The following is a 24,637-nucleotide window of genomic DNA, read 5'->3' on the forward strand; positions in this document are numbered from 1 at the left end:
ACTTTATAATGATGAATAAATCCTTAGCCTTGTTTGGTGTGTTGAGTGGTATGGTATTTTTTACTCCTCTCAGTTTTGCAAAAGATGAAACTTTTAATGTTTATAAAAAATGCCATGATGAAATGGAGTGGTCATGTGATGTCATTAGAAATACCAATGGCAAGAAGGAAAAAGTTTATGGCGGTATGAAATCACCAAATATTGAGTGTTTAAATCAAAGTTATTATCATGTTCAAATGTCATGTGGTAGCCCATGTCAAGCTCATAGTTTTCTATCGAGAAATAAACAAGAAGATGATGCGACTCAAGAATTTATCGCTATTGATACGAAGAGTAATTGTTTAATTGAAACTGATTCTAAACACAATAAAATCACAGCTCGCCAATTAAATTCGAAAAAAAGACATACTTTGATCAGTACCCAGCACCCTATTTTTGATATTGCCCAATATACGGTGTTCCAAGGCACTTCTTATTTTGATCCAAAAGGAAATTTGATTTTACTGGCAGATGAAATCGATGATCAAAAGAAATTTAAAAAGATATTTCCAAATCCTTGTAAGTTATGAAATCTCTATCCCAAAGCTATGACTTTAGGATAGAAGAGATGACTTAAACAATTACATTCAATGTCACATCAATATTGCCACGTGTTGCATTTGAATAAGGGCAAACAATATGTGCTGCATCCACTAATTTTTGCGCTTCTGCTTGCTCTAAACCTTCTAAATGAATGTTCAAGGTCACTTGAATACCAAAGCCTGTTGGAATCGGGCCAATATCTACATCACCTTCGATATAAACATCAGGTGTAATTTTTAATTGGTCACGGTTAGCAACAAACTTCATTGCACCTAGAAAACATGCAGAATAACCTGCGGCAAAAAGCTGTTCAGGGTTCGTTCCACCACCTGCGCCGCCCATTTCTTTAGGAACGGTGAGTTTTACATCTAAAATTCCATCAGAAGTGGTTGCCCGACCATCACGGCCACCTGTCGCTTTAGCATGTGCTGTATAAACTACTTTTTCTAAAGACATTGTGATTCCCTGAATATTGTATTTGAGTTCTTATCCTGTCCTAAATTGCAGAAAGAATAAGCAGTGTTTTTGTAAATTTATACAGAGTATGCTTGCGTTTAAATTGAGGGTTTAGTTAATTAAAAATCAATGGTATAGAATTTTATTATTGTTTTTTTAACATTCGCAATCGGGGCTTATCGATGTGAATGAAAACTGAGAGTGATTCGAGCTACTATTAATTTTAAAGATAAATAGAGTCATGTATTTTATGAGAGCTAGAGCTATTCCATGAAAGAGCAGCAGTGAATCAATATGAAGTTTTTGCGCGAAGACTGACGTTATTTTAAATGATCGTGGCTTGATTAAAATTGCACTAATTTTCGGTGTTGCATTAACGGCATGCTTTCACGGATTTGAGCTTGTTCTGCCAAGTCAAAAGGTACCGTAATCAACTGTGCACCTGGGTTAAGAATCAGATCCAAAACTTGACCACGGCTATTAGTTGCTGCTGCATGTCCCCAAGTCTGTCTTTTTTCACCATGCCAGCCTTGTTGCGCTGCGCCTAACACGATGCTTTGGCTATCCATCGCACGGGCTTGTAATAATAACTGCCAGTGCATTTGCCCCGTAGTGTAGGTAAATGCAGCAGGAGCAGTTAAAATATTTGCACCACGCGCGCGTAAAGTTAAAGCCAGTTCAGGAAAGCGTAAGTCATAGCAAACCATTAAGCCAATATTACCAAAAGGTGTTTTTGCCACAACGACATCTGTACCAGGTTCAAAAAACTTAGATTCTTGGTAGCCACCCACAGCATCGCCAACTTGTACGTCAAACAAATGAATTTTGTCATAACGTGCTTCAGTACGTTCAGGGCTAATGCAAAGACTGACTGTACGAACACGACCATCTTCAATAACAGAACCATCTGGACGGAACGGGCATGGGAGAGTACCTGCGACGATCCAGATCTGATATTGATGAGCAAGATTTTCTAAACGCTTTTGAATGTCTTCAAACTGTGCAGCGGTCTCACGTTGTTTGCCTGCGGCAAAACAAACGAAGTTTTCGGGGAATACAATAAGTTCAGCACCATTTGCTTTACTTTGTTGAATGAGAGACTCAATGACAAGGAAGTTTGCTTCGATGTCATTTTGAGAGTTCATCTGTACAACAGAAAGTAAAGTCATAAATGGGCCTATAAAATTTGTTGTTATGCGTTTTGTTGCTGTGACACTTGATCGAGGCTGTCTTGTTCTTTTTGCAACTGTTTGACCAGCGGTTCAAACATATTTTGATTACTTTGATTCAGTTCCATCAAAGTCTTATGCGCATCTAGTACGGTGTTTAACATATTACGATGTGTAATGTGTTCTTCCATCAGTTCGAGGGTACAAACGTTTGGATCGCCACAGTAGTTTAAAATCACAAAAACCTGCCCTAGCCCCATACTGTTGGCTAAGGTAGTGATATCAGAGTTGGTGGACAACATGACAGCTTGGATATTATGGATCTGTTTAAGCTTTAAGCCTAACTTTGCCAAAATGCCTAACACAGTGCTGTCGATGAATGTAGTTTGGGTTAAATCTACGATTGCACCAACAACATTTGACTGTTGTTCAATACGGTTTAAAAGTTTGTCTAGACTGATACAAGATTGGGCACGCACTTCGCCAATAAGCTTAAAAATATGCGTTCCATTCAAGCTTGCATATTCAACATGACCTGTTGACATATAAATGCCATTTGCAGAGAAGGATAGGAAATTATCCCATAGGGCAAATACTTACTCAAGTATCTAACAGCCTTAGAAGATAGGATATTGTAATAAGTTATTGATAATTTGATTAATTCATTCGACGTAAACTTAAAATGGCAATATCGTCTGCAACATGCTCTGGTGCTTCAAAGGATTGATTTTGCAAATGATAGACCAATTGTGTGAACTGATCGTTCAGTCCACCATTGAAGGGTTCGAGTGCGCCATCGGAACAAATAATGAAGCGGGCATGACGGTTGAGCACACATTCATGCTCTTCAACTTTCAGTTCTTCAGTAAGGCCTAAAGGAAAACTACTGGTATGTAATATTTTAGGAGCTTGATTTGGCTCAAAGATAATTGCGGGGGGGTAATGTCCTGCACTCGACCAACGAAGTTGATGTGTTTCGAGGTTTAAAATCCCTGCAATCATGGTGATGTGCTTTTCAATATTCTCTTGCACTAACATACCATTCAGTTTTTTAATGAGTTCACGCGGTGTTTTGGCACGACCATGAAAAGCCGCCATCCAAGAGGTTAATAAACTACTGGTGACCCCATGACCGGATACATCAGCCAAATAGAACATCACTTCTTTATCGCTAATTTTCCAATAATCAAACCAGTCTCCAGACAAATAAGCAGAAGGCTGAAAAAATGTTTCAACGGTGTAGTTTTGGAGCTCTATAGGGTTTGGTAAAAGTCGCTTTTGTAACTCTGCTGCGGAAGGCAGATCGCGACTGTCTTGATTACGCTTATATTGCGCATCAATTTTGAGTAAGGATTGCTGTGGATTGCTGGGGAGTTTATTCCACATCCAACCTGCTAAAGCACCGAGTTCCCATGCTTGGGCTAAAGCACTACCTTCATTTTCAAAGGCAAGGACAATGGTGGGCAGTGTCCATTTATAATCTAAATAATCTTGGATATCGGCAATAGCAATAATAGTCGGGTCATAAAGATCAAGGTCTTCTATGCGAATCATTTGCACACTTGGCAGTGTGTCTAGCACCTGTTCTAAATATGGAATATGGCGAGAGGGTTGAATGAAATACATAAAAAAAATGGCTTATCCTTAGCATTAAGCTATTGCTTTACTATAACAAGCAAATTACAGCTAGAGAAAAAAAATTCAACTCTAGCTGCAATACATTGTTATTCCGTATCTAACATTTGACGCGATTCATTGGTTGATGGAGAGCTAGAAGAATCATCATCACCGACATCATCAATGAACATCCCTTCAGATTCTTGGCCTTTTTTCTCGGCAATAATGAAGTTTTTACGTTGTAAATAAATATCACGAATTGAGGAATATTTGTCGCCTTGAATCGCACCTTCAATATCAATCAGTTGTGATCGCACATCAATACCACGTAAAGTCTGTTCCGCCCAATACAGGCCTTCTTCATCTTCTAATATGTATCTTTGTGGGCGCGCATAGCCATCAACAACCAAGCCAAAGCCATCACGGAAAGTACTTGGCCCAAAAATAGGAAGTACTAGGTATGGGCCAGATGGAACCCCCCAATAGCCAAGAGTCGTACCAAAGTTTTCATCTTCAGTTTCTAAACCTAAGCGCGAAGCAGGATCTGCAAAACCTAAAGTAGTTACCGTATTAATGGTAAATCGACCTAAAGTTTTTGCGGCACGGCCGGGACGACCTTGTATAAGTTGGTTCACCGCATTCCAAGGTTCACCGAGGTTTTTACGAAAGCCACTATAAGAGTCACGAATCGGAGAAGGGATCTTTTCTTTATATTCCACCGCAATTGGGCGAACGATCGCACGGTCTAAAGCATCATTGACGGCAAAAATTTGTCTATTTAAAGGTTGAAGCGGATCTTTTACATTATCAGGTTGTGCTGCATTGGCATCTACTTTTAAATCTTTTGCTTTAATATCCTTTAATTCTTTAAGCGAAGAAGATTGAGCTGTTTGCGGATCAGCACTGGTATCTATTTCGCTGGCAGCTGTAGGCGCTACATCTTCAGCAAATGCAAATGTTGTAAAGCCTACAAAGAGTAGACCAGCACATAAGTGGCGAATGTGTTGCATATAAAAGAGTTCCGGAACTTTATAATCAGCAGGTGAATTAAAAAAATAATCTTTTAACTATCTTAACAGCTCTTTATTGCTCATTGTTAAATCAAATTTTAAGAAATGTTAGTAAAAAAGCATCATTTTGCTGAATAAATAAACAAGTGGGAGTTTTTTTATAAATAATTGAGAAAAGGGGGTTGTGTTGAGTCGGGAATACTGTAGAATGCACATCCATCGGCGGTGATGTTGATTAAAACTTGTTAAGAAACAAGGATTTAGCCCAAGTGGTAGAATCTGGAAGTCTTGAATAAGTTTAAAAATAATTAACAAAACCAGTTGACTTCTTCTTGAAAGAGAGTAGTATAGCCGACCTAGCTTGCTGATGACGAATCAGTAAGAAGATCATTAAGAGATTATGAAGAACAACTTGTGTGGATTTTTACTGATTGATCGATCGAAAATATTTCATTGATTGAATGGTAAAAATTACTCGAAGTTTATTTGAGAAATATTTGTCAGAAAATTGATGAGCCAAGATTTGTAGCCATAAGCTACTAATGATTTTTAACTGAAGAGTTTGATCATGGCTCAGATTGAACGCTGGCGGCAGGCTTAACACATGCAAGTCGAGCGGGGAAGGGTAGCTTGCTACATTTCCTAGCGGCGGACGGGTGAGTAATGCTTAGGAATCTGCCTATTAGTGGGGGACAACATTCCGAAAGGAATGCTAATACCGCATACGCCCTACGGGGGAAAGCAGGGGATCTTCGGACCTTGCGCTAATAGATGAGCCTAAGTCAGATTAGCTAGTTGGTGGGGTAAAGGCCTACCAAGGCGACGATCTGTAGCGGGTCTGAGAGGATGATCCGCCACACTGGGACTGAGACACGGCCCAGACTCCTACGGGAGGCAGCAGTGGGGAATATTGGACAATGGGCGAAAGCCTGATCCAGCCATGCCGCGTGTGTGAAGAAGGCCTTTTGGTTGTAAAGCACTTTAAGCGAGGAGGAGGCTACTTGGATTAATACTCTAGGATAGTGGACGTTACTCGCAGAATAAGCACCGGCTAACTCTGTGCCAGCAGCCGCGGTAATACAGAGGGTGCGAGCGTTAATCGGATTTACTGGGCGTAAAGCGTGCGTAGGCGGCTTCTTAAGTCGGATGTGAAATCCCTGAGCTTAACTTAGGAATTGCATTCGATACTGGGAAGCTAGAGTATGGGAGAGGATGGTAGAATTCCAGGTGTAGCGGTGAAATGCGTAGAGATCTGGAGGAATACCGATGGCGAAGGCAGCCATCTGGCCTAATACTGACGCTGAGGTACGAAAGCATGGGGAGCAAACAGGATTAGATACCCTGGTAGTCCATGCCGTAAACGATGTCTACTAGCCGTTGGGGCCTTTGAGGCTTTAGTGGCGCAGCTAACGCGATAAGTAGACCGCCTGGGGAGTACGGTCGCAAGACTAAAACTCAAATGAATTGACGGGGGCCCGCACAAGCGGTGGAGCATGTGGTTTAATTCGATGCAACGCGAAGAACCTTACCTGGTCTTGACATAGTAAGAACTTTCCAGAGATGGATTGGTGCCTTCGGGAACTTACATACAGGTGCTGCATGGCTGTCGTCAGCTCGTGTCGTGAGATGTTGGGTTAAGTCCCGCAACGAGCGCAACCCTTTTCCTTATTTGCCAGCGGGTTAAGCCGGGAACTTTAAGGATACTGCCAGTGACAAACTGGAGGAAGGCGGGGACGACGTCAAGTCATCATGGCCCTTACGACCAGGGCTACACACGTGCTACAATGGTCGGTACAAAGGGTTGCTACCTAGCGATAGGATGCTAATCTCAAAAAGCCGATCGTAGTCCGGATTGGAGTCTGCAACTCGACTCCATGAAGTCGGAATCGCTAGTAATCGCGGATCAGAATGCCGCGGTGAATACGTTCCCGGGCCTTGTACACACCGCCCGTCACACCATGGGAATTTGTTGCACCAGAAGTAGGTAGTCTAACCGCAAGGAGGACGCTTACCACGGTGTGGCCGATGACTGGGGTGAAGTCGTAACAAGGTAGCCGTAGGGGAACCTGCGGCTGGATCACCTCCTTAACGAAAGATTGACGATTGGTAAGAATCCACAACAAGTTGTTCTTCATGACGATGTATCTGAGGGTCTGTAGCTCAGTTGGTTAGAGCACACGCTTGATAAGCGTGGGGTCACAAGTTCAAGTCTTGTCAGACCCACCAAATCTGACTAACAAGCATTGTTAAATGCTGAATACAGAAACAGAAACATTGACTTATTGATAAGCTGGGGACTTAGCTTAGTTGGTAGAGCGCCTGCTTTGCACGCAGGAGGTCAGGAGTTCGACTCTCCTAGTCTCCACCAAATTTCAAGACAAGAAAACTTAAAGCACTGCTTTAAGGCTTTTCCTTGAAATTTAAGCAAGAAGCTATGCTTCGCGCAGATAGGTTGGATTATAGAATTTAGTAAGTTGAAGCTTATTAACTTCTGTGATTTATCACAGTTTCCTGACCTGACGAAGGCTGGAAAAATCATTAACAGAATATATTTGAGTTGAAATAATTTGTTCATACTCGTTTTAGTTAACTTAACAAGCAATTGTTAACGTTGAATGAAATGAGTTACTAGCGAAATTAACTGAATCAAGCGTTTTGGTATGTGAATTGAATTGAAGCTGTACAGTGTTTAAGTACACAGAACAACAAACTGTAAGGAAGTGATGAGAAATCATCATAGACTGTCTTAATCCTACTTGTAGGGATTAACGACTGTTTGGGGTTGTATAGTCAAGTAATTAAGTGCATGTGGTGGATGCCTTGGCAGTCAGAGGCGATGAAAGACGTAATAGCCTGCGATAAGCTCCGGGGAGGCGGCAAATATCCTGTGATCCGGAGATTTCTGAATGGGGAAACCCACCTGTCATAAGGCAGGTATCGTATGATGAATACATAGTCATACGAGGCGAACGAGGGGAAGTGAAACATCTCAGTACCCTTAGGAAAAGAAATCAATTGAGATTCCCTCAGTAGCGGCGAGCGAACGGGGAAAAGCCCATTAAGTCATATCAGTTTTAGTGGAATGCTCTGGGAAGTGCAACCATAGTGGGTGATAGTCCTGTACACGAAAGGGCTGATATGATGATGTCGAGTAGGGCGGGGCACGTGAAACCTTGTCTGAATATGGGGGGACCATCCTCCAAGGCTAAATACTCCTGACTGACCGATAGTGAACCAGTACCGTGAGGGAAAGGCGAAAAGAACCCCTGTGAGGGGAGTGAAATAGATCCTGAAACCGCATGCATACAAGCAGTGGGAGCCGACATGTTCGGTGACTGCGTACCTTTTGTATAATGGGTCAGCGACTTACATTCAGTAGCAAGGTTAACCGCATAGGGGAGCCGTAGAGAAATCGAGTCTTAATAGGGCGTTTAGTTGCTGGGTGTAGACCCGAAACCGGGTGATCTATCCATGAGCAGGTTGAAGGTTGGGTAACACTAACTGGAGGACCGAACCCACTGTCGTTGAAAAGCCAGGGGATGACTTGTGGATAGGGGTGAAAGGCTAATCAAACTCGGTGATAGCTGGTTCTCCCCGAAAGCTATTTAGGTAGCGCCTCGGACGAATACCATTGGGGGTAGAGCACTGTTTCGGCTAGGGGGTCATCCCGACTTACCAAACCGATGCAAACTCCGAATACCAATGAGTACTATCCGGGAGACAGACTGCGGGTGCTAACGTCCGTAGTCAAGAGGAAAACAATCCAGACCGCCAGCTAAGGCCCCAAAATTATAGTTAAGTGGGAAACGATGTGGGAAGGCATAGACAGCTAGGAGGTTGGCTTAGAAGCAGCCACCCTTTAAAGAAAGCGTAATAGCTCACTAGTCGAGTCGGCCTGCGCGGAAGATGTAACGGGGCTAAAACTATATGCCGAAGCTGCGGATTTGCAATTTATTGCAAGTGGTAGGGGAGCGTTCTGTAAGCCGATGAAGGTGTATTGAGAAGTATGCTGGAGGTATCAGAAGTGCGAATGCTGACGTGAGTAACGACAATGCGAGTGAAAAACTCGCACGCTGAAAGACCAAGGGTTCCAGTCCAACGTTAATCGGGGCTGGGTGAGTCGACCCCTAAGGCGAGGCCGAGAGGCGTAGTCGATGGGAAATTGGTTAATATTCCAATACTTCTATGTAATGCGATGAGAGGACGGAGAAGGTTAAGTCAGCCTGGCGTTGGTTGTCCAGGTGGAAGGTTGTAGGCATGTATCTTAGGCAAATCCGGGGTACTGTATGCTGAGAACTGATAGCAAGCTGTACTTGTACAGTGAAGTGGCTGATACCATGCTTCCAGGAAAAGTCTCTAAGCTTCAGTTACATAGGAATCGTACCCGAAACCGACACAGGTGGTCAGGTCGAGTAGACCAAAGCGCTTGAGAGAACTCTGCTGAAGGAACTAGGCAAAATGGTACCGTAACTTCGGGAGAAGGTACGCTGCCGACGGTGATAGGATTTACTCCTTGAGCTATTGGCAGCCACAGAAACCAGGCCCCTGCAACTGTTTATTAAAAACATAGCACTCTGCAAACACGAAAGTGGACGTATAGGGTGTGATGCCTGCCCGGTGCTGGAAGGTTAATTGATGGGGTTAGCGTAAGCGAAGCTCTTGATCGAAGCCCCAGTAAACGGCGGCCGTAACTATAACGGTCCTAAGGTAGCGAAATTCCTTGTCGGGTAAGTTCCGACCTGCACGAATGGCATAATGATGGGGGCGCTGTCTCCAGCAGAGACTCAGTGAAATCGAATTCGCCGTGAAGATGCGGTGTACCCGCGGCTAGACGGAAAGACCCCGTGAACCTTTACTGCAGCTTGACATTGAACTTTGATCTTACTTGTGTAGGATAGGTGGGAGGCTTTGAAACCGAGACGCTAGTTTCGGTGGAGCCAATCTTGAAATACCACCCTGGTAATATTGAGGTTCTAACTCTGTCCCGTTATCCGGGACGAGGACCATGTCTGGTGGGTAGTTTGACTGGGGCGGTCTCCTCCTAAAGAGTAACGGAGGAGTACGAAGGTGCGCTCAGCGTGGTCGGAAATCACGCGTAGAGTATAAAGGCAAAAGCGCGCTTAACTGCGAGACCCACAAGTCGAGCAGGTACGAAAGTAGGTCTTAGTGATCCGGTGGTTCTGTATGGAAGGGCCATCGCTCAACGGATAAAAGGTACTCTGGGGATAACAGGCTGATACCGCCCAAGAGTTCATATCGACGGCGGTGTTTGGCACCTCGATGTCGGCTCATCTCATCCTGGGGCTGAAGCAGGTCCCAAGGGTATGGCTGTTCGCCATTTAAAGAGGTACGCGAGCTGGGTTTAGAACGTCGTGAGACAGTTCGGTCCCTATCTACCGTGGGCGTTGGAAATTTGAGAGGATCTGCTCCTAGTACGAGAGGACCAGAGTGGACGAACCTCTGGTGTACCGGTTGTGACGCCAGTCGCATCGCCGGGTAGCTATGTTCGGAAGGGATAACCGCTGAAAGCATCTAAGCGGGAAGCCTACCTCAAGATAAGATTTCCCTAGGACTTTATGTCCTCTAAAGAGCCGTTGAAGACTACGACGTTGATAGGTTGGATGTGGAAGCATAGTGATATGTGAAGCTGACCAATACTAATTGCTCGTGAGGCTTGACTATACAACACCCAAACAGTTGGTGTTGTGGTTCAAATCACTGCAAACAACTTGATTTAGTTATAAAGCTAGATACATGAGCGAGGAATAAACAAACATTAATTATGTTTGTCCGAGCGCAAGACATAAAGCTATGCTTTATGTTAAAATCAACTCAAATATACCTGTTAATAACTCATTTGATGAAAGTTAGGCACGAAGAGCACTGCTCTGAGGTTAGACCCAACGAATAGTCATAAACAGTTGTGCTGGCGACAATAGCAAGAGTGAACCACCTGATCCCTTCCCGAACTCAGAAGTGAAACCTCTTAGCGCTGATGGTAGTGTGGAGTTATCCATGTGAGAGTAAGTCATCGCCAGCTCATTAATTCTAAATCCCCCTCCGCTAAGCGCTGAGGGGGATTTTTTATGCTGAAAATATTAAATAATAAACGAATCAATCGTCTAATTGAGATTTATCGTAATTAAATAAAACATCCTAAATAGTCATAATTATTATTTAAATTAAACTTTATATTTTTTATTCCTATTTTGAATTAATTTTTACTCTCAGCTAAATACTATATCTAATTTAAGTTAGGCTTTTATTGTAGATTTTTAGTAAGCGTCCGCTGAACACACCTTATGAATTCGTCCTATAAGCCTTAATTTAGTCCTGACTTAAAAACAAGTGGGAACTTAAATTTATGACTACAAATAACCAGACATCCATCGCATCTCTTACGATAAAACGAAGAACATATAGTGCTGAATTTAAACAGCAGATCGTTCAGGCGTGTAAAGCATCGGAGGTTTCAATTGCTTCGGTCGCTTTGCAACATGGATTGAATACAAATCTTGTATCCAAATGGATTCGCTTAATTGATGCTAAGCCAGGGAATGATCGCTCACTACTACCGAATAAACCTGCATTTATTACCTTATCTTGCTCCGCACCATTAGATCCTATCCCTACTGGCATGTTAACGGTTCAAATTACTTTACCCCACTCAAAAGCAGAAATTGGCTTGAAATGGCAAGTATCAGAAATATCTGCTTTAGCAGAATTACTCAAGGCACTTACAACATGATCCGTATCGATGAAATCTGGTTGTCTACTCAGCCCATGGACATGCGTGCAGGTATGGATACGGCCATGGCTCAGGTGGTGAGAGCCTTTGGCTACATCAAACCGCATTGTGCTTACCTGTTCTGTAATAAACGTGGCCATCGCATGAAAGTGCTGGTACATGATGGACTGGGGATCTGGCTGTGTGCTCGGCGGTTGGAACAGGGAAAATTTCACTGGGCTAAAGTTCACCAGGGTGAAAGCGTAGCCCTCAGCCCAGAACAGTTACAGGCACTGATCCAGGGTTTGCCTTGGCAGCGCATTGGACGACAGCAGGTGGTGACGATGCTCTAAACTAGCTTGGTCCATTCTGCTATTCTCCAAACGTTCTATTTCCTCTGCGTCATGACCTCAGGCATACTGCGGTCATGAATACGCTGCCTGATTTAAGCCAACTGACCCATGAACAACTGCTGGAATTTACCCGGCAGTTGGCAATGCAGCATCAGTCTTTGGCACAATCAAATCAAGAATTAGAAAAATCAAACCAGCAATTGGATGCCAAAGTTCAACATCTTTCCATTCTCACGCAAAAATACGAGCATGAGCTCGCACTATTTAAACAGCACAAATTTGGCAGTAAAAACGAACATCTCACCGCAAAACAAATCCATCTGTGGGATGAAGCGGTCGAAGAAGATATTGCCGCTGTTGATCTGGAACTGGAACGGCTGAATGCAGATAAAACTGATGCAGCGACACACAAAGCCACAGTCAACAAACCTAAACGTCGACTGCTGCCCGATCATCTACACACCATCCGTATCGAGCATGAACCAACATCAACCCAATGTGCTTGTGGCTGCACCTTGCGTCGTATCGGCGAAGATATCAGTGAAAAACTACATTTCAGACCGGCACAGTTCTATAAGGAACAGCATGTGCGTGGCAAATGGGTCTGTGATCAGTGTGACACCCTGACTCAGCAAGCGATGCCTGCCTATGTGATTGATAAAGGCATTGCTTCACCTGAACTGCTCAGCCATGTGCTGGTATCGAAGTATGCCGATCATTTGCCGCTGTACCGTCAACGTCTGATCTATCAGCGGGCGGGAATCGAGCTTTCTAGATCAACGTTATCTGACTGGATAGGTCGCTGCGGTGTGGAACTGGAACCTCTGGCCAATGCCTTAAAACAGGTGGTGCTGCAACAGCGGGTGATCCATGCCGATGAAACGCCGGTCACCATCATGCGGATGGGTGATGATGAGAAAAAACCGAAGAAAGGTTATGTCTGGGCCTATGCCACTACACAGTACAATCCAGTTCAAGCGGTGATCTATGACTTTCAGGATAGCCGTTCAGGTCAGCATGCAGAAGAGTTCCTGAATGGCTGGCAGGGCCATCTGGTCTGTGATGATTACAGTGGTTATAAAGCACGCTTTAAATCAGGCGATGTCATAGAGGTGGGCTGCATGGCGCATGCACGTCGTAAATTCCATGAGCTACATGTGACCGGGAAAAGTCAGATCGCTGAACAGGCATTACTGATGATTCAGAAACTGTATGCGATAGAAGCAGAACTCAGGAAAAAGACCGATGGTACAGCAGAACACCGCCGCGAATACCGACAACAGCACAGCCAACCGGTGATGCAACAACTGTGTGAATGGCTCAACCAACATTATCTGACGGTGCCATCGAGTTCTCCAACCGCCAAGGCCATCAATTACAGTCTGAAGCGTTGGCCAGCCTTAAGCCGCTATCTGGATGATGGCAATCTACCCATTGACAATAACTGGGCAGAGAACTCAATGCGTCCCTGGGCATTGGGCCGTAAGAACTGGTTGTTTGCAGGTTCGCTGCGCAGTGGACAGCGAGCGGCAAATATCATGACTTTAATCCAGTCAGCAAAGCTGAATGGGTTGGATCCGTATGCCTATCTCAGTGATGTGCTGAAAAGGCTGCCGACGCATAAAGCGACCCAAATAGAAGAATTACTACCACATCGCTGGAAATCCAACTCAAATTAAAAAATAGGCATGGGGTTCAGCGGACGCTTACGATTTTTATTTTCTACAAGAAAATCGAGTATTAATAGTTGGTTTTATTTATTTTTAATGCGAATTAAATCACTTATTTAGACTAATGTTGAATTTTTATATCACTATAAATTGTGTGAATATAACACCAAATTACTTTGGTGAATGACTTCTGTTTGGGCTGAATTAGCACATTATAAAAACTGAAGGGCGCTAGTTAAAGTGCAATGAAACAATAGCTCATAGGAGGTGAATAATGTCAGCTAAAGCAGTTAATGTGAATGATATTATTGATCGTGCAAAATTTTCGGGTTTCCATTTTCAAGTTGTTGCTTGGTGTCTGCTAATTATTTTATTTGATGGTTATGATTTGGCAATTAATGGTGTGGTATTGCCATTATTAATGGAAGACTGGGGCTTAAGTGCTGTACAGGCGGGTATGCTTGCAAGTACTGCTTTAGCAGGCATGATGTTTGGTGCAATGATATTTGGCTCTTTGGCGGATAAAATTGGTCGTAAAAAAGTCATTATGATCTGTATTGTACTTTTTAGCGGGCTTACCTGTGCAGGTGGTTTTGCATCAAACCCAACGGAATTTGCAATTCTCCGTTTCCTTGCGGGACTAGGAATTGGTGGAGTAATGCCAAACCTTGTTGCGCTGACATCTGAGTATGCACCACAAAAAATGCGTAGTACCTTAGTAACCACAATGTTTAGTGGTTATGCTGTGGGTGGTGTAATGGCTGCATTACTAGGTGCGTGGTTTACTCCAAGTTTTGGTTGGCAAATTATGTTCTTTATTGCGGGTATTCCTTTGTTGTTGTTACCAGTTATTTGGAAGTTTTTGCCCGAGTCTTTGACTTTTATTGTGCAACAAAACCGTCAAGTGGAAGCACGTAAAATTGTTCGTCGTTTAGCACCAACAGTAACGGTAAAAGAAGATACAACTTTTGAGTTGCATCAGGTTGATGTGCCAGAGTCTGCAAATGTTGTGAGCTTATTTAAACGTGGGCGTGCGGTAAATACCTTATTGTTTTGGGTGGCGTTCTTCACCTGCTTACTGACAATGTATGCTTTAAGCAGTTGGTTGCCGAAGTTAATGATGGCAGCAGGCTACTCAATGGACAATAGCTTGATGTTTATGATGGTGATGAACATTGGTGCTGTGATTGGTATTGTGGGTGGAGGGATCTTGGCTGATCGCTTCCATTTGAAACCTGTGCTGATGTGCTTGGGCATGATGGGTGCTGTTGTAATGAGCTTGATGGGCTTTCAATCGAATCAATTCCTTTTATATATTTTAGTATTCTTGGCGGGTGCTGCATCCATTGGTTCGCAAATGCTGCTTTATAGCTATGTCGCTCAGTACTATCCACTTGCTGTTCGTTCAACTGGGATTGGGTGGTCGTCTGCGATTGGTCGTATGGGTGCAATCATTGGACCAATTTTAATCGGAAGTTTGTTAGGTATGAATTTACCTGCTCACTTTAATTTTATTGCAGTGGGTTTACCTGTGTTGATTACTGCTATTGCGGTTGCACTGATTATGCATGAGGATGAATCTGAAAAGATTGGTGCAAGTCAGCCTGCGATTTCGAAAGCTTAAGAGTCATTTAATTGAAAGCCTCCAAATTGTGGGGGCTTTTTGTTATATTCTTTTAATCTTAATAAATTAAAAGAAATTTAAAAAATGAGTTTTTTTGAAACGATTGGGTTGGGACTTTTAACAAATTTTCTGAGTGACCTTTTAAAGAAAAAACTCAAGTTTAAGATGAACAGGACTGATGTGGATAAAATCGCTGATCGCTTAAATTTAGTTTTGTCATTAATGAATGAAGGACGAGATGAAAAATTTACTGTAGCTCAGTTTAGTAAAATTTTAGAATTAAAAAAGTAGGTGATTTAGAGAAGTACTTTATAAATATTGAAGAACCAGAGTTAGAATTTTTAGAAATTTTTTCCCAAACATTTGCAATTAATTATGAGTGGTTAACAGAAGGAAAAGGACATCCGTTTAAGTGCGATCAACAAATTTATATAAGTATTTACGATTGCTTAGAACGCATTGATCAAATAAAACCATTTATTATTTATTTTGTAAGATCCCAAAGTTTGCGTGGTGAAACTTGTATTCTATTAGAAGTTAGAGAGCATCATTTTATTGTTCTGAATAGCTATATCCATTTTAGTGAACAGGTTGGATTTGGTGGAAGTTGTGAGCTGGTAGCATTTAGGAAATTAGTGATGGAGTTAATTTTAGTACGTAAATATATAACTAAAGGTGTGATTGTTTCAAATCAAAACTTTAAAAAGTTGGCAGAGTAAAACTTGAAGTGCGACATAAACCACCTAATTAATTTAAAGGGTTTATGGAGTATATAAAATTGTCATACCATCATCTTAACTTTGAAGATCGTACTGCATTAATGCTTGAATCAAGAAAAGAAGGCTTTTCACCCAGAAAATTTGCTGAACTTATTAAAAGACATCCTAGTACGATCTATCGTGAACTTAAAAGAAATAGCATCAATGACGTTTATCAAGCCCGATATGCTTCTGATCACACCTTCGCTAGACGTAGACGTGGTCATAGAAAACTCAAAATCGATTCAATCCTTTGGAAATTTATTGTTGAAGCGATCCGTTGTTTATGGTCTCCTCAGCAAATAGCAAAGCGTTTAAAGACATTTCCTGATTTGGATCAAACAATGAATGTAAGCCATACAACGATTTACTCAACTATACGAGCATTACCAAAGGGTGAGTTGAAAAAAGACTTATTATCCTGTCTGCGTCATGAAAATAAAAAGCGAAAAGCTAACGGTGAACCTAAAAAAGATTCTATATTACAGGATATTAAAACTATTCATGAGCGCCCAGCCGAAGTTCAAGAAAGAAAAATACCGGGTCATTGGGAAGCCGATTTAATTAAAGGTAAAGACAATAAAAGTTCGATAGCAACACTTATTGAACGAAATACACGGCTCTGTATCTTGGCAACATTACCTGATGCAAAGGCAGAATCCGTGCGCAAGGCTTTAACTGAAGCTCTGAAATATTTACCTGCAGAACTGCGTAAAACGTTGACCTATGACCGTGGACGTGAGATGTCAGAACATAAAATACTCGAAGAAGATTTAGGCATAGATGTATATTTCTGTGACCCACATTCACCCTGGCAAAAAGGCACATGCGAAAATATGAATGGTTTAATTAGGCAATATTTACCTAAAGGGATTGATTTAAATCAGGCAGATCAGCATTATTTAAATCAAGTTGCCATGTCACTGAATACTCGTCCTAGAAAAGCGTTAGATTGGCTTACACCATTAGAGAAATTTGCTCAGCTTGTTGATTATCATAAGGCTTTTGAAACTGTCGCACCTCATGTTTGAATTCGCCGTTGTATAAAGGGGAAATTCATCCGAAAGTTGCGTTAATGGCACGTAAGGGTAAATTTGAACATTGGCATGATGATTTTACTGATATTTATAACCAAAGATATGGTTATCGGCATCATGGTAAGTATGATAAGAACTTTAAAGATGCATTTAATATTGTGAAAAATAATATTGAAAAAAATGGAGAGCTTTAATATTTGTTGACCACAGAGTACTTTATGCATTTAATAAATCCAAAGCTTTGGAATAAAATATATGAAACTTACCTCATTCTCCCCAATTCCTGAAAACGATGATGAACTGCATTTACCTGAACTGGTGTATTGGGCATCTTTAGGTGAACTCGCTGAAGTAGAAAAAAGTCTCGCCAATGGTGTAGATGTGAACTCGACAGATGATGAAGGCTATAGTGCACTCCAAGCGGCGGCTGAAAATGGCTATCTAGATGTGGTGAAACTACTGGTTGAAAAAGGTGCGAATATCCACTACAAAGGTGAATATACTGCGCTTCAACTGGCTGAAATGGCAGAACAAGTAGAAATTATTGAATACTTAAAAAGTCTGTAACTTTTAAAAATGAATAAAAGAGCCTGCTCAATATCAGGCTCTTTTTTTTTGCATCTTAAATGGACGAATTGGATTCGAGTTCTTTTAATATTGCTTGATTAAAAGCGGGAATATCCTCTGAACTACGTGAACTGATGAGTGTCCAACCACCTACTTTACATTTGTGAACGGCTTCATCGACCCATATAGCACCTGCATTTTCCAGATCGAGTCGTATACTTTGATGCGAAGTCAGATGCTTAGTTTTAATCCGTTCAGCATTAATCAAAACCCAAGCCGCATGACAAATCACAGCTATCGGTTTGGCTTGGTTGCTAAAACTTTGGATAATTTCGAGCGCTTTAGGATGGTGGCGTAAGAGATCAGCATTAACTGCACCGCCGGGGATAATTAGCAAATCGTAGTCGTCATAATGAACATGATCCAAATCGACGTCTGGAGGATAGCTTGCTGCCGATTCTGAGTCCATTTTGACAGTTCGAACATCGTGAGCTTCAATCGCGGCATGAATGCATTCTATGCCTTTGGACTGTAGAAAATGGAGAGGCTGAATTAGCTCATCATACTCTACGCCTACATTTGAGGTTATAAACAATACTTTTTGAGTCATATAAACCCCCTAAAAAATGTCTATGCTTTAGCCTAACAAAGCAGCATGATTCAGATGTTTTGATTTAACGGACTCTTGTAAGTAAGTGAAAGTAGCCGATGCAGTGTTTCGTGTAACTTTAGACTGTGTGAGGGTTTTAATGAGCCTTTTCAATAATTGATATGCATTAATACATCCATAAAATCTAAAACTAGGTAGGAAATGAAAAACAATCTGCTCAAAAAATGTAGGTTTTTTGAATTTTCTATGCTATAAAAAATAAAACGGCACAAAAATTGCTTATAAAGCGTGCTTTAAAAATAGTTGTATTGATGAGTAGAGTTTTATGAAGTTATCGGTTGGATTGAAAGTTTCGAACTCTTTGTCGTTAACCCCCCAATTACAACAAGCTATTCGATTGCTTCAATTGTCGAGCCTTGAACTTGAACAAGAAATTCAGATTCAACTCGACAGCAATCCACTCTTAGAAAAAGTAGAAGAACAGTCATCTATCGAAAGCTTATCCAGTGTGCAAGAGCAAGAACAGGATAAGAAAGATTTGACCAACGAACTCAACGCCGACCATTTACCCGATGATTTACCCGTCGATACCGACTGGGATGATGTCTATACGCATCAACCAACCAGTTTGGGCGCGGCAGAATTTGAAGAGCGAGAAGATAATCGCCAAGGTCATTTGGGCTTAAAAGAGCATATGCTTGAGCAAATCAATCTGTTGCATTTTTCGCAAGTAGATATGTTGATTGCTTATTGCATTATTGACTCGTTGGACGATAAAGGTTTTTTAGACAGTGATATTTCAGAAATAACGACTTCAGTTCAACATCTTTTAACCAGCATGGACTATGACGACGAAGTCGAAGATGACGAAGTGGTTGTGGTGCTCAAGCATATTCAGCGTTTAGACCCACTTGGCGTTGGGGCGCGGAATCTTGCAGAGTGCTTAATGGTACAGTTGGAAGCCTTGCCGATGCAGACCGCATGTCGAAATGATGCCATGAATCTGCTGAAAAACTATGAACTATTGATCAGCAATGAACTAGCGAAACTGATTAAACAAACGGGTTTAAATCAAGAGCAGCTCAAGTGCGCGGTTGATTTATTGAAAACGCTAAAAGCACATCCAGGACTTGAGTTTGAAGATAAAGACTCGGATTATCAAATTCCTGATGTCGTGGTAATGAAGAAAAACGAACAATGGCAAGTGGCTTTAAATCCTGATGTGATGCCAAAACTTCGTGTGAACTCGTTTTATGCCAATATGATTAAGCGCGCAGATCAAAGTGAAGATAATCAATACTTACGTAATCAAATGTTGGATGCGAAGAACTTTATTAAAAGTGTCGATGAACGCCATAAAACTTTACTGAAAGTGGCGACGTGTATCATTGAACATCAGCGTGCATTTTTAGAAATTGGTGCTGAAGGGATGAAGCCTTTGGTACTTCGAGATATTGCAGAAGAAGTTGAATTGCATGAGTCGACCGTCTCTCGGGTGACCACGAACAAATATATGCTGACGCCGCGCGGCTTGTTCGAGTTGAAATATTTCTTTTCAAGCCATGTGGGCACAACTTCAGGCGGTGAAGCATCTTCAACTGCAATTCGTGCCAAGATTAAAAAATTGATTGCTGAAGAGAATGCACGTAAACCGTTGTCTGATAACGCAATTGCCAATCTGTTAAAGGACGATGGGATTGATGTAGCGCGTCGGACAGTGGCAAAGTATCGCGAATCGTTACATATTCCGTCATCTTCTGAACGAAAAGTCTTGATCTAAAATTTAAAATCTGACTATTCTAGAGGTTCATTATGACAACATAATGAACCTCTTTTTTCTTTAAGGAATGGCGAAAATGATTTGATGTTTCTATGCGCGCTGGTTGTTTTGCAGTCATTAAATCGTCTTGGCTTTTCCTCATTAATCCTAATGAAGGTGAGGGATAGATATATGCAAATAACAATTCGTGGACATCATTTGAGCATTACCCCAGCTATTGAAGATACCATTCGCTGCAAATTTGCAGAAATGACCAAGCATATTGATCAGGTGAACAGTATGCAGGTGAAATTAACCAAGGATCATCAGGTCGATAAGCACACTAAAAAAGGCAGTAGCAATCATATTGCAGAAGCAATTATCCGTTTACCGGGCATTGAATTTTTTGCTCAGGCTTCAGCAGATGATATGTATACGTCGATTAAAAAATTATCAGAAAAACTAAAAAGACAGCTCGATAAGCACCGTAAAATGCAGCAAGTTTACCAACCGATCGCCATTTAGTTTGATTTTTATGCAAAAAGAGGTTTTTTAAAACCTCTTTTTTTATATATAAAGTGTGCGGGTTTATGATTTATTTTTCAGATTTATAGTAAAATGGCAGGTTTTTACACCGTTGGTCCTATAAGAGGTCTTTGTGATGAATAGTGAACAGCTCACTGAAATTTTAAAAGCTGCTTTTCCTGAAGCTGAAGTTGCAGTTAGTGGGCAAGGCGGAAAGTTTGACTTACGTATTGTCGACGACCAATTCGAAGGCAAACGTCCTGTTGCACGTCAGCAAGCTGTTTATGCACCATTAAATTCTTATATCGCAAGTGGCGAAGTGCATGCGGTGACTATTCGTGCAATGACTAAAGAAGAATGGCGTAAAGCAAGCTTATTCGGAGCTTAAAATTAGATGGATAAATTTTTAATTCAAGGTGGCACTAAGCTCGAAGGCGAAGTTCGTATTTCGGGTGCTAAAAATGCTGCCTTGCCGTTGCTTGCAGCAATGATTTTGCCTGAAACCCCAACCAAGCTCACCAACGTGCCGCATTTAAAAGATGTAAATACCTTGGTGCAGTTGATTGGTGGTCTAGGCATTACCATGACCTACGAAGGCGACACGGTTACTGCGGATACATCAACACTAGACAATCAGTTTGCACCGTATGAGTTGGTGAAAACCATGCGTGCATCTATTTTAGTGCTGGGCCCATTGGTGGCGCGCTATGGTAGTGCAAAAGTGTCTTTGCCGGGTGGATGTGCGATTGGCTCGCGCCCAGTCGATCAACATTTAAAAGCTTTAGAAGCTTTAGGTGCAGAGATTGAAGTTGAAGCGGGTTATGTACACGCTAAAGTCGATGGTCGCCTAAAAGGTGGCGAAGTCGTTTTTGATATGGTGACCGTGGGTGGTACCGAAAATATCTTAATGGCTGCGGCATTGGCAGAAGGCGTGACTACGATTCGTAATGCGGCACGTGAACCTGAAATTACGGACCTTGCGAAAATGTTGATCGCGATGGGTGCAAAAATTGAAGGATTAGACACAGATACCTTAGTGGTCACAGGTGTTGAAAAACTACATGGCTGTGAATATGCTGTGGTTGCTGACCGTATTGAAACGGGTTCGTATTTGGCTGCTGCGGCCATTACCGGTGGTCGTGTAAAAACTACACATACTGATCCAACTTTGATGGAATCGGTCTTAGAAAAGTTTGAAGAAATGGGCGCGGAAGTGACCCGTGGTGATGATTGGATCGAGCTTGATATGATGGGTAAACGCCCGAAAGCAGTGAGTTTCCAAACGCTTCCACATCCAGACTTTCCAACTGATATGCAAGCACAGATTATGGCGGTTAATGCCATTGGTCGTGGTTTTGCTACTATTTCTGAAACGATTTTTGAAAACCGTTTTATGCACGTACCTGAATTGTCACGTATGGGTGCCAATATTCAGGTCGAAGGTAATGATGCTGTTGTGACGGGTGTAGAGAAACTTTCTGCAGCACCCGTGATGGCAACAGATTTACGTGCTTCTTTCTCTCTAGTGTTAGCTGCACTTGCTGCTGATGGTGAGACGCTGATTGATCGTATCTATCATATTGACCGCGGTTATGAAGATGTCGAAGCGAAATTACAAGGTATAGGCGCCCAAATTAAGCGAGTAAGTTCATGAGCGATATGAGAAACGATGATCCAAATTTTGATGTAATGGGCAATTTTGATCATGGTTTAACATTGGCATTGAGTAAAGGTCGTATTTTAAAAGAAACCCTGCCTTTACTTGAAACGGCTGGAATTAACTTACTGGAAGATCCTGATAAGTCACGTAAGTTAATTTTCCCAACCACCCATAAACAAGTCCGTATTTTAATTTTACGTGCTTCTGACGTACCCACCTATGTGGAGAATGGTGCGGCGGATATTGGTGTTGCGGGTAAAGACGTGCTTATGGAACATGGCGCGCAAAACGTTTATGAACCGCTCGATCTAAAAATCGCAGTATGTAAACTGATGACTGCAGGCAAAGTTGGCATGGAGCGTCCAAAAGGGCGTTTAAAAATTGCCACTAAATACGTAAACTTAACCCGTCAGTACTATGCAAGCTTAGGTGAGCAAGTCGATGTGATTAAGTTGTACGGTTCAATGGAACTTGCACCGTTGGTGGGTTTGGGCGATTATATTGTTGACGTGGTCGATACTGGGAATACTTTACGTGCCAATGGTTTAGAACCTTTGGAAGAAATTTGTAAAGTGTCTTCACGTCTGATCGTGAACAAGGCAAGTTTCAAACGTAAGCAAGCACTGTTAAACCCAATTCTTGCACAGTTAGAAACAGCAGTCGCTGAACGTGAAGCGTTAAAAAACAAATAAGTTGATCTTTTTTGTTTAAAGAAACCGCTATCGATGATGGCGGTTTTTTTGTACCTGCTCATTTTTTAATATTTTTATTGGATTGAAATACGTAAGCGTCCGCTGAACCCCATGTCTATTTTTTAATTTGAGTTGGATTTCCAGCGGTGTGGTAGCAATTCTTCTATTTGGGTCACTTTATGGGTCGGCAATCTTTTCAGCACATCACTTAAATAGGCATACGGATCCAGCCCATTCAGCTTTGCTGACTGGATTAAAGTCATGATGTTTGCCGCTCGCTGACCACTACGCAGCGAACCTGCAAATAACCAGTTCTTACGTCCCAACGCCCAAGGCCGCACCTGGTTTTCCACCCAATTATTGCAAATCGGTAGATTGCCATCATCCAGATAGCGGCTTAAAGCTGGCCAACGCTTCAGAGTGTAATTGATGGCCTTGGCGGTTGGAGAACTCGATGGCACCGTCAGTTGATGCTGGTTGAGCCATTCATACAGTTGTTGCATCACCGGTTGACTATGCTGTTGTCGGTATTCGCGGCGCTGTTCTGCTGTACCATCGGTCTTTCTCCTGAGTTCTGCTTCTATGGCATACAGTTTCTGAATCAGCACTAAGGCCTGTTCAGCGACCTGACTTTTCTTGGTCACATGCAGTTCATGGAATTTACGACGAGCATGCGCCATGCAGCCCACCTCAATGACTTGGCCTGATTTAAAGCGTGCTTTATAACCACTGTAATCATCACAGACTAGATGGCCCTGCCAGTCTTTCAGGAACACTTCAGCATGCTGGCCTGAACGACTATCCTGAAAGTCATAAATCACGGCTTGAATTGGATTATATTGGGTTGTTGCATAGGCCCAGACATAACCTTTCTTCGGTTTTTTCTCATCATCACTCATCCGCATGATGGTGACCGGCGTTTCATCGGCATGGATCACCCGCTGTTGCAGCACCACCTCTTTTAAAGCATTGGCCAGAGGTTCCAGTTCTACACCGCAGCGACCTATCCAGTCAGATAAAGTTGATCTAGAAAGCTCGATTCCCGCCCGCTGATAGATCAGACGTTGACGGTACAGCGGTAAATGATCTGCGTATTTCGAGACCAACACATGGCTAAGCAGTTCAGGACTGGCAATGCCTTTATCAATCACATAGGCGGGCATCGCTTGCTGAGTCAGTGTGTCACACTGATCACAGACCCATTTGCCACGCACATGCTGTTCCTTATAGAACTGTGCCGGTCTGAAATGTAGTTTTTCACTGATATCTTCGCCGATACGACGCAAGGTGCAGCCACAAGCACATTGGGTTGATGTTGGTTCATGCTCGATACGGATGGTGTGTAGATGATCGGGCAGCAGTCGACGTTTAGGTTTGTTGACTGTGGCTTTGTGTGTCGCTGCATCAGTTTTATCTGCATTCAGCCGTTCCAGTTCCAGATCAACAGCGGCAATATCTTCTTCGACCGCTTCATCCCAGAGATGGATTTGTTTTGCGGTGAGATGTTCGTTTTTACTGTCGAATTTGTGCTTTTTAAACAGCGCAAGTTCATGCTCGTATTTTTGATTGAGAATGGAAAGATGCTGAACTTTGGCATCTAATTGCAGATTGGATACTTCAAGATGCTGAACTTTGGCATCTAATTGCTGGTTTGATTGTGCCAGAGACTGATGTTGCATTGCCAACTGTCTAGTAAATTCCAGCAGTTGTTCATGGGTCAGTTGGCTTAAATCAGGCAGTGTATTCATGACCGCAGTATGCCTGAGGTCATGAGAAGAATGAAATAGAACGTTTGGAGAATAGCAACTTGGACCAAGCTAG

At 42.3% G+C, this 24,637-nt stretch carries 22 protein-coding genes, 2 tRNA genes and 3 rRNA genes; 20 read left to right on the forward strand and 7 right to left on the reverse strand.

Features of this window, described 5'->3' with window-relative positions:
• The first annotated feature begins 8 nt into the window (after positions 1–8).
• A complete protein-coding gene (locus AC4CVD_RS02975; RefSeq protein WP_490751989.1) occupies positions 9–569 on the forward strand; it encodes a hypothetical protein in 561 nt (186 codons plus the stop codon).
• 43 nt (positions 570–612) lie between these two features.
• Here the strand turns inward: AC4CVD_RS02975 and AC4CVD_RS02980 are convergent, their stop codons facing one another.
• The 5 genes from AC4CVD_RS02980 to AC4CVD_RS03000 form a co-directional block, all read right to left on the reverse strand.
• Positions 613–1,038, reverse strand: coding sequence for an organic hydroperoxide resistance protein (locus tag AC4CVD_RS02980; protein ID WP_490751991.1), 426 nt, complete (start codon positions 1,036–1,038; stop codon positions 613–615).
• Between the two features lie 344 nt (positions 1,039–1,382).
• Positions 1,383–2,207 carry a carbon-nitrogen hydrolase family protein gene (locus AC4CVD_RS02985; RefSeq protein WP_168159490.1) on the reverse strand — a complete coding sequence of 275 codons (825 nt, stop codon included), beginning with the start codon at positions 2,205–2,207 and terminating at the stop codon, positions 1,383–1,385.
• A gap of 23 nt (positions 2,208–2,230) precedes the next feature.
• A complete protein-coding gene (gigB, locus tag AC4CVD_RS02990; protein WP_004692241.1) occupies positions 2,231–2,752 on the reverse strand; it encodes an anti-anti-sigma factor GigB in 522 nt (173 codons plus the stop codon).
• Positions 2,753–2,864: 112 nt separating this feature from the next.
• Positions 2,865–3,833, reverse strand: coding sequence for an RsbU family protein phosphatase GigA (gene gigA, locus AC4CVD_RS02995; RefSeq protein WP_490751993.1), 969 nt, complete (start codon positions 3,831–3,833; stop codon positions 2,865–2,867).
• Positions 3,834–3,931: 98 nt separating this feature from the next.
• On the reverse strand, positions 3,932–4,834 hold the full coding sequence (locus tag AC4CVD_RS03000) for an MlaA family lipoprotein (protein ID WP_490751995.1): 903 nt from the start codon (positions 4,832–4,834) through the stop codon (positions 3,932–3,934).
• Between the two features lie 550 nt (positions 4,835–5,384).
• Between AC4CVD_RS03000 and AC4CVD_RS03005 the strand changes: the two genes are divergently transcribed.
• The 14 genes from AC4CVD_RS03005 (at position 5,385) to AC4CVD_RS03070 (ending at position 17,570) form a co-directional block, all read left to right on the forward strand.
• A 16S ribosomal RNA gene (locus AC4CVD_RS03005) occupies positions 5,385–6,922 on the forward strand.
• 61 nt (positions 6,923–6,983) lie between these two features.
• A tRNA-Ile gene (locus AC4CVD_RS03010) sits at positions 6,984–7,060 on the forward strand.
• A gap of 66 nt (positions 7,061–7,126) precedes the next feature.
• A tRNA-Ala gene (locus tag AC4CVD_RS03015) sits at positions 7,127–7,202 on the forward strand.
• 420 nt (positions 7,203–7,622) lie between these two features.
• A 23S ribosomal RNA gene (locus tag AC4CVD_RS03020) occupies positions 7,623–10,516 on the forward strand.
• A gap of 243 nt (positions 10,517–10,759) precedes the next feature.
• A 5S ribosomal RNA gene (rrf, locus tag AC4CVD_RS03025) occupies positions 10,760–10,874 on the forward strand.
• Together the 16S, 23S and 5S rRNA genes with 2 tRNA genes alongside form the textbook arrangement of a ribosomal RNA operon.
• Positions 10,875–11,198: 324 nt before the next feature.
• The gene (gene tnpA / locus AC4CVD_RS03030; protein ID WP_004684363.1) at positions 11,199–11,582 is read left to right on the forward strand and encodes an IS66-like element accessory protein TnpA; all 384 of its coding nucleotides are present in this window, start codon (positions 11,199–11,201) and stop codon (positions 11,580–11,582) included.
• On the forward strand, positions 11,525–11,914 hold the full coding sequence (tnpB, locus tag AC4CVD_RS03035) for an IS66 family insertion sequence element accessory protein TnpB (RefSeq protein ID WP_151769163.1): 390 nt from the start codon (positions 11,525–11,527) through the stop codon (positions 11,912–11,914). Before tnpA ends, tnpB begins: the two co-directional genes overlap by 58 nt.
• Before the next feature lie 74 nt (positions 11,915–11,988).
• A complete protein-coding gene (gene tnpC / locus AC4CVD_RS03040) occupies positions 11,989–13,593 on the forward strand; it encodes an IS66 family transposase (protein WP_004684361.1) in 1,605 nt (534 codons plus the stop codon).
• Positions 13,594–13,858: 265 nt separating this feature from the next.
• Positions 13,859–15,208, forward strand: a complete 1,350-nt coding sequence (locus AC4CVD_RS03045) for an aromatic acid/H+ symport family MFS transporter (RefSeq protein ID WP_201950094.1) — start codon at positions 13,859–13,861, stop codon at positions 15,206–15,208.
• 84 nt (positions 15,209–15,292) lie between these two features.
• Entirely contained in the window at positions 15,293–15,499 is a 207-nt protein-coding gene (locus tag AC4CVD_RS03050; protein WP_178927797.1) for a hypothetical protein, read from the forward strand.
• Positions 15,500–15,714: 215 nt separating this feature from the next.
• Positions 15,715–15,927, forward strand: a complete 213-nt coding sequence (locus AC4CVD_RS03055; protein ID WP_490751998.1) for a hypothetical protein — start codon at positions 15,715–15,717, stop codon at positions 15,925–15,927.
• 44 nt (positions 15,928–15,971) lie between these two features.
• Positions 15,972–16,997 (forward strand): IS30-like element ISAba125 family transposase, encoded by a 1,026-nt coding sequence (locus tag AC4CVD_RS03060; RefSeq protein ID WP_201702131.1) that lies wholly within the window; start codon positions 15,972–15,974, stop codon positions 16,995–16,997.
• 8 nt (positions 16,998–17,005) lie between these two features.
• A complete protein-coding gene (locus tag AC4CVD_RS03065; protein ID WP_490752000.1) occupies positions 17,006–17,197 on the forward strand; it encodes a hypothetical protein in 192 nt (63 codons plus the stop codon).
• Positions 17,198–17,258: 61 nt separating this feature from the next.
• On the forward strand, positions 17,259–17,570 hold the full coding sequence (locus tag AC4CVD_RS03070; protein WP_178927795.1) for an ankyrin repeat domain-containing protein: 312 nt from the start codon (positions 17,259–17,261) through the stop codon (positions 17,568–17,570).
• A gap of 55 nt (positions 17,571–17,625) precedes the next feature.
• On the opposite strand, the gene AC4CVD_RS03075 is transcribed toward AC4CVD_RS03070, so the two are convergent.
• The gene (locus tag AC4CVD_RS03075; RefSeq protein ID WP_178927794.1) at positions 17,626–18,180 is read right to left on the reverse strand and encodes a DJ-1/PfpI family protein; all 555 of its coding nucleotides are present in this window, start codon (positions 18,178–18,180) and stop codon (positions 17,626–17,628) included.
• A gap of 325 nt (positions 18,181–18,505) precedes the next feature.
• Here AC4CVD_RS03075 and AC4CVD_RS03080 point away from each other — a divergent pair, with 325 nt between their 5' ends.
• From AC4CVD_RS03080 to hisG, 5 genes are all read left to right on the forward strand, one after another.
• On the forward strand, positions 18,506–19,960 hold the full coding sequence (locus tag AC4CVD_RS03080) for an RNA polymerase factor sigma-54 (RefSeq protein WP_005400217.1): 1,455 nt from the start codon (positions 18,506–18,508) through the stop codon (positions 19,958–19,960).
• A gap of 171 nt (positions 19,961–20,131) precedes the next feature.
• A complete protein-coding gene (gene hpf, locus AC4CVD_RS03085; protein ID WP_004695021.1) occupies positions 20,132–20,464 on the forward strand; it encodes a ribosome hibernation-promoting factor, HPF/YfiA family in 333 nt (110 codons plus the stop codon).
• A gap of 136 nt (positions 20,465–20,600) precedes the next feature.
• On the forward strand, positions 20,601–20,852 hold the full coding sequence (gene ibaG / locus AC4CVD_RS03090) for a BolA family iron metabolism protein IbaG (RefSeq protein ID WP_004695019.1): 252 nt from the start codon (positions 20,601–20,603) through the stop codon (positions 20,850–20,852).
• 6 nt (positions 20,853–20,858) lie between these two features.
• On the forward strand, positions 20,859–22,118 hold the full coding sequence (murA, locus tag AC4CVD_RS03095; RefSeq protein ID WP_004695018.1) for a UDP-N-acetylglucosamine 1-carboxyvinyltransferase: 1,260 nt from the start codon (positions 20,859–20,861) through the stop codon (positions 22,116–22,118).
• Entirely contained in the window at positions 22,115–22,816 is a 702-nt protein-coding gene (gene hisG, locus AC4CVD_RS03100) for an ATP phosphoribosyltransferase (RefSeq protein ID WP_004984172.1), read from the forward strand. The genes murA and hisG overlap by 4 nt, the downstream gene beginning before the upstream one ends.
• A 122-nt stretch (positions 22,817–22,938) precedes the next feature.
• Here the strand turns inward: hisG and tnpC (AC4CVD_RS03105) are convergent, their stop codons facing one another.
• Complete coding sequence (gene tnpC / locus AC4CVD_RS03105) at positions 22,939–24,564, reverse strand: IS66 family transposase (RefSeq protein ID WP_201949790.1); 1,626 nt, start codon at positions 24,562–24,564, stop codon at positions 22,939–22,941.
• Positions 24,565–24,637 lie beyond the last annotated feature (73 nt).

This window comes from Acinetobacter sp. LipI_23, from assembly GCF_058243045.1.

Bases quoted from the DNA above. Each gene is read 5' to 3' on its own strand.
- AC4CVD_RS03070 (WP_178927795.1), top strand. From the start codon at position 17,259: ATGAAACTTACCTCATTCTCCCCAATTCCTGAAAACGATGATGAACTG.
- AC4CVD_RS03060 (WP_201702131.1), top strand. From the start codon at position 15,972: ATGGAGTATATAAAATTGTCATACCATCATCTTAACTTTGAAGATCGT.
- hisG (WP_004984172.1), top strand. From the start codon at position 22,115: ATGAGCGATATGAGAAACGATGATCCAAATTTTGATGTAATGGGCAAT.
- AC4CVD_RS02985 (WP_168159490.1), bottom strand. From the start codon at position 2,207: ATGACTTTACTTTCTGTTGTACAGATGAACTCTCAAAATGACATCGAA.
- AC4CVD_RS03050 (WP_178927797.1), top strand. From the start codon at position 15,293: ATGAGTTTTTTTGAAACGATTGGGTTGGGACTTTTAACAAATTTTCTG.
- AC4CVD_RS03075 (WP_178927794.1), bottom strand. From the start codon at position 18,180: ATGACTCAAAAAGTATTGTTTATAACCTCAAATGTAGGCGTAGAGTAT.
- tnpC (WP_004684361.1), top strand. From the start codon at position 11,989: ATGAATACGCTGCCTGATTTAAGCCAACTGACCCATGAACAACTGCTG.
- gigA (WP_490751993.1), bottom strand. From the start codon at position 3,833: ATGTATTTCATTCAACCCTCTCGCCATATTCCATATTTAGAACAGGTG.
- AC4CVD_RS03045 (WP_201950094.1), top strand. From the start codon at position 13,859: ATGTCAGCTAAAGCAGTTAATGTGAATGATATTATTGATCGTGCAAAA.
- tnpB (WP_151769163.1), top strand. From the start codon at position 11,525: ATGGCAAGTATCAGAAATATCTGCTTTAGCAGAATTACTCAAGGCACT.
- AC4CVD_RS03080 (WP_005400217.1), top strand. From the start codon at position 18,506: ATGAAGTTATCGGTTGGATTGAAAGTTTCGAACTCTTTGTCGTTAACC.
- murA (WP_004695018.1), top strand. From the start codon at position 20,859: ATGGATAAATTTTTAATTCAAGGTGGCACTAAGCTCGAAGGCGAAGTT.
- tnpA (WP_004684363.1), top strand. From the start codon at position 11,199: ATGACTACAAATAACCAGACATCCATCGCATCTCTTACGATAAAACGA.
- ibaG (WP_004695019.1), top strand. From the start codon at position 20,601: ATGAATAGTGAACAGCTCACTGAAATTTTAAAAGCTGCTTTTCCTGAA.
- tnpC (WP_201949790.1), bottom strand. From the start codon at position 24,564: ATGAATACACTGCCTGATTTAAGCCAACTGACCCATGAACAACTGCTG.
- gigB (WP_004692241.1), bottom strand. From the start codon at position 2,752: ATGTCAACAGGTCATGTTGAATATGCAAGCTTGAATGGAACGCATATT.
- AC4CVD_RS02975 (WP_490751989.1), top strand. From the start codon at position 9: ATGATGAATAAATCCTTAGCCTTGTTTGGTGTGTTGAGTGGTATGGTA.
- AC4CVD_RS02980 (WP_490751991.1), bottom strand. From the start codon at position 1,038: ATGTCTTTAGAAAAAGTAGTTTATACAGCACATGCTAAAGCGACAGGT.
- hpf (WP_004695021.1), top strand. From the start codon at position 20,132: ATGCAAATAACAATTCGTGGACATCATTTGAGCATTACCCCAGCTATT.
- AC4CVD_RS03000 (WP_490751995.1), bottom strand. From the start codon at position 4,834: ATGCAACACATTCGCCACTTATGTGCTGGTCTACTCTTTGTAGGCTTT.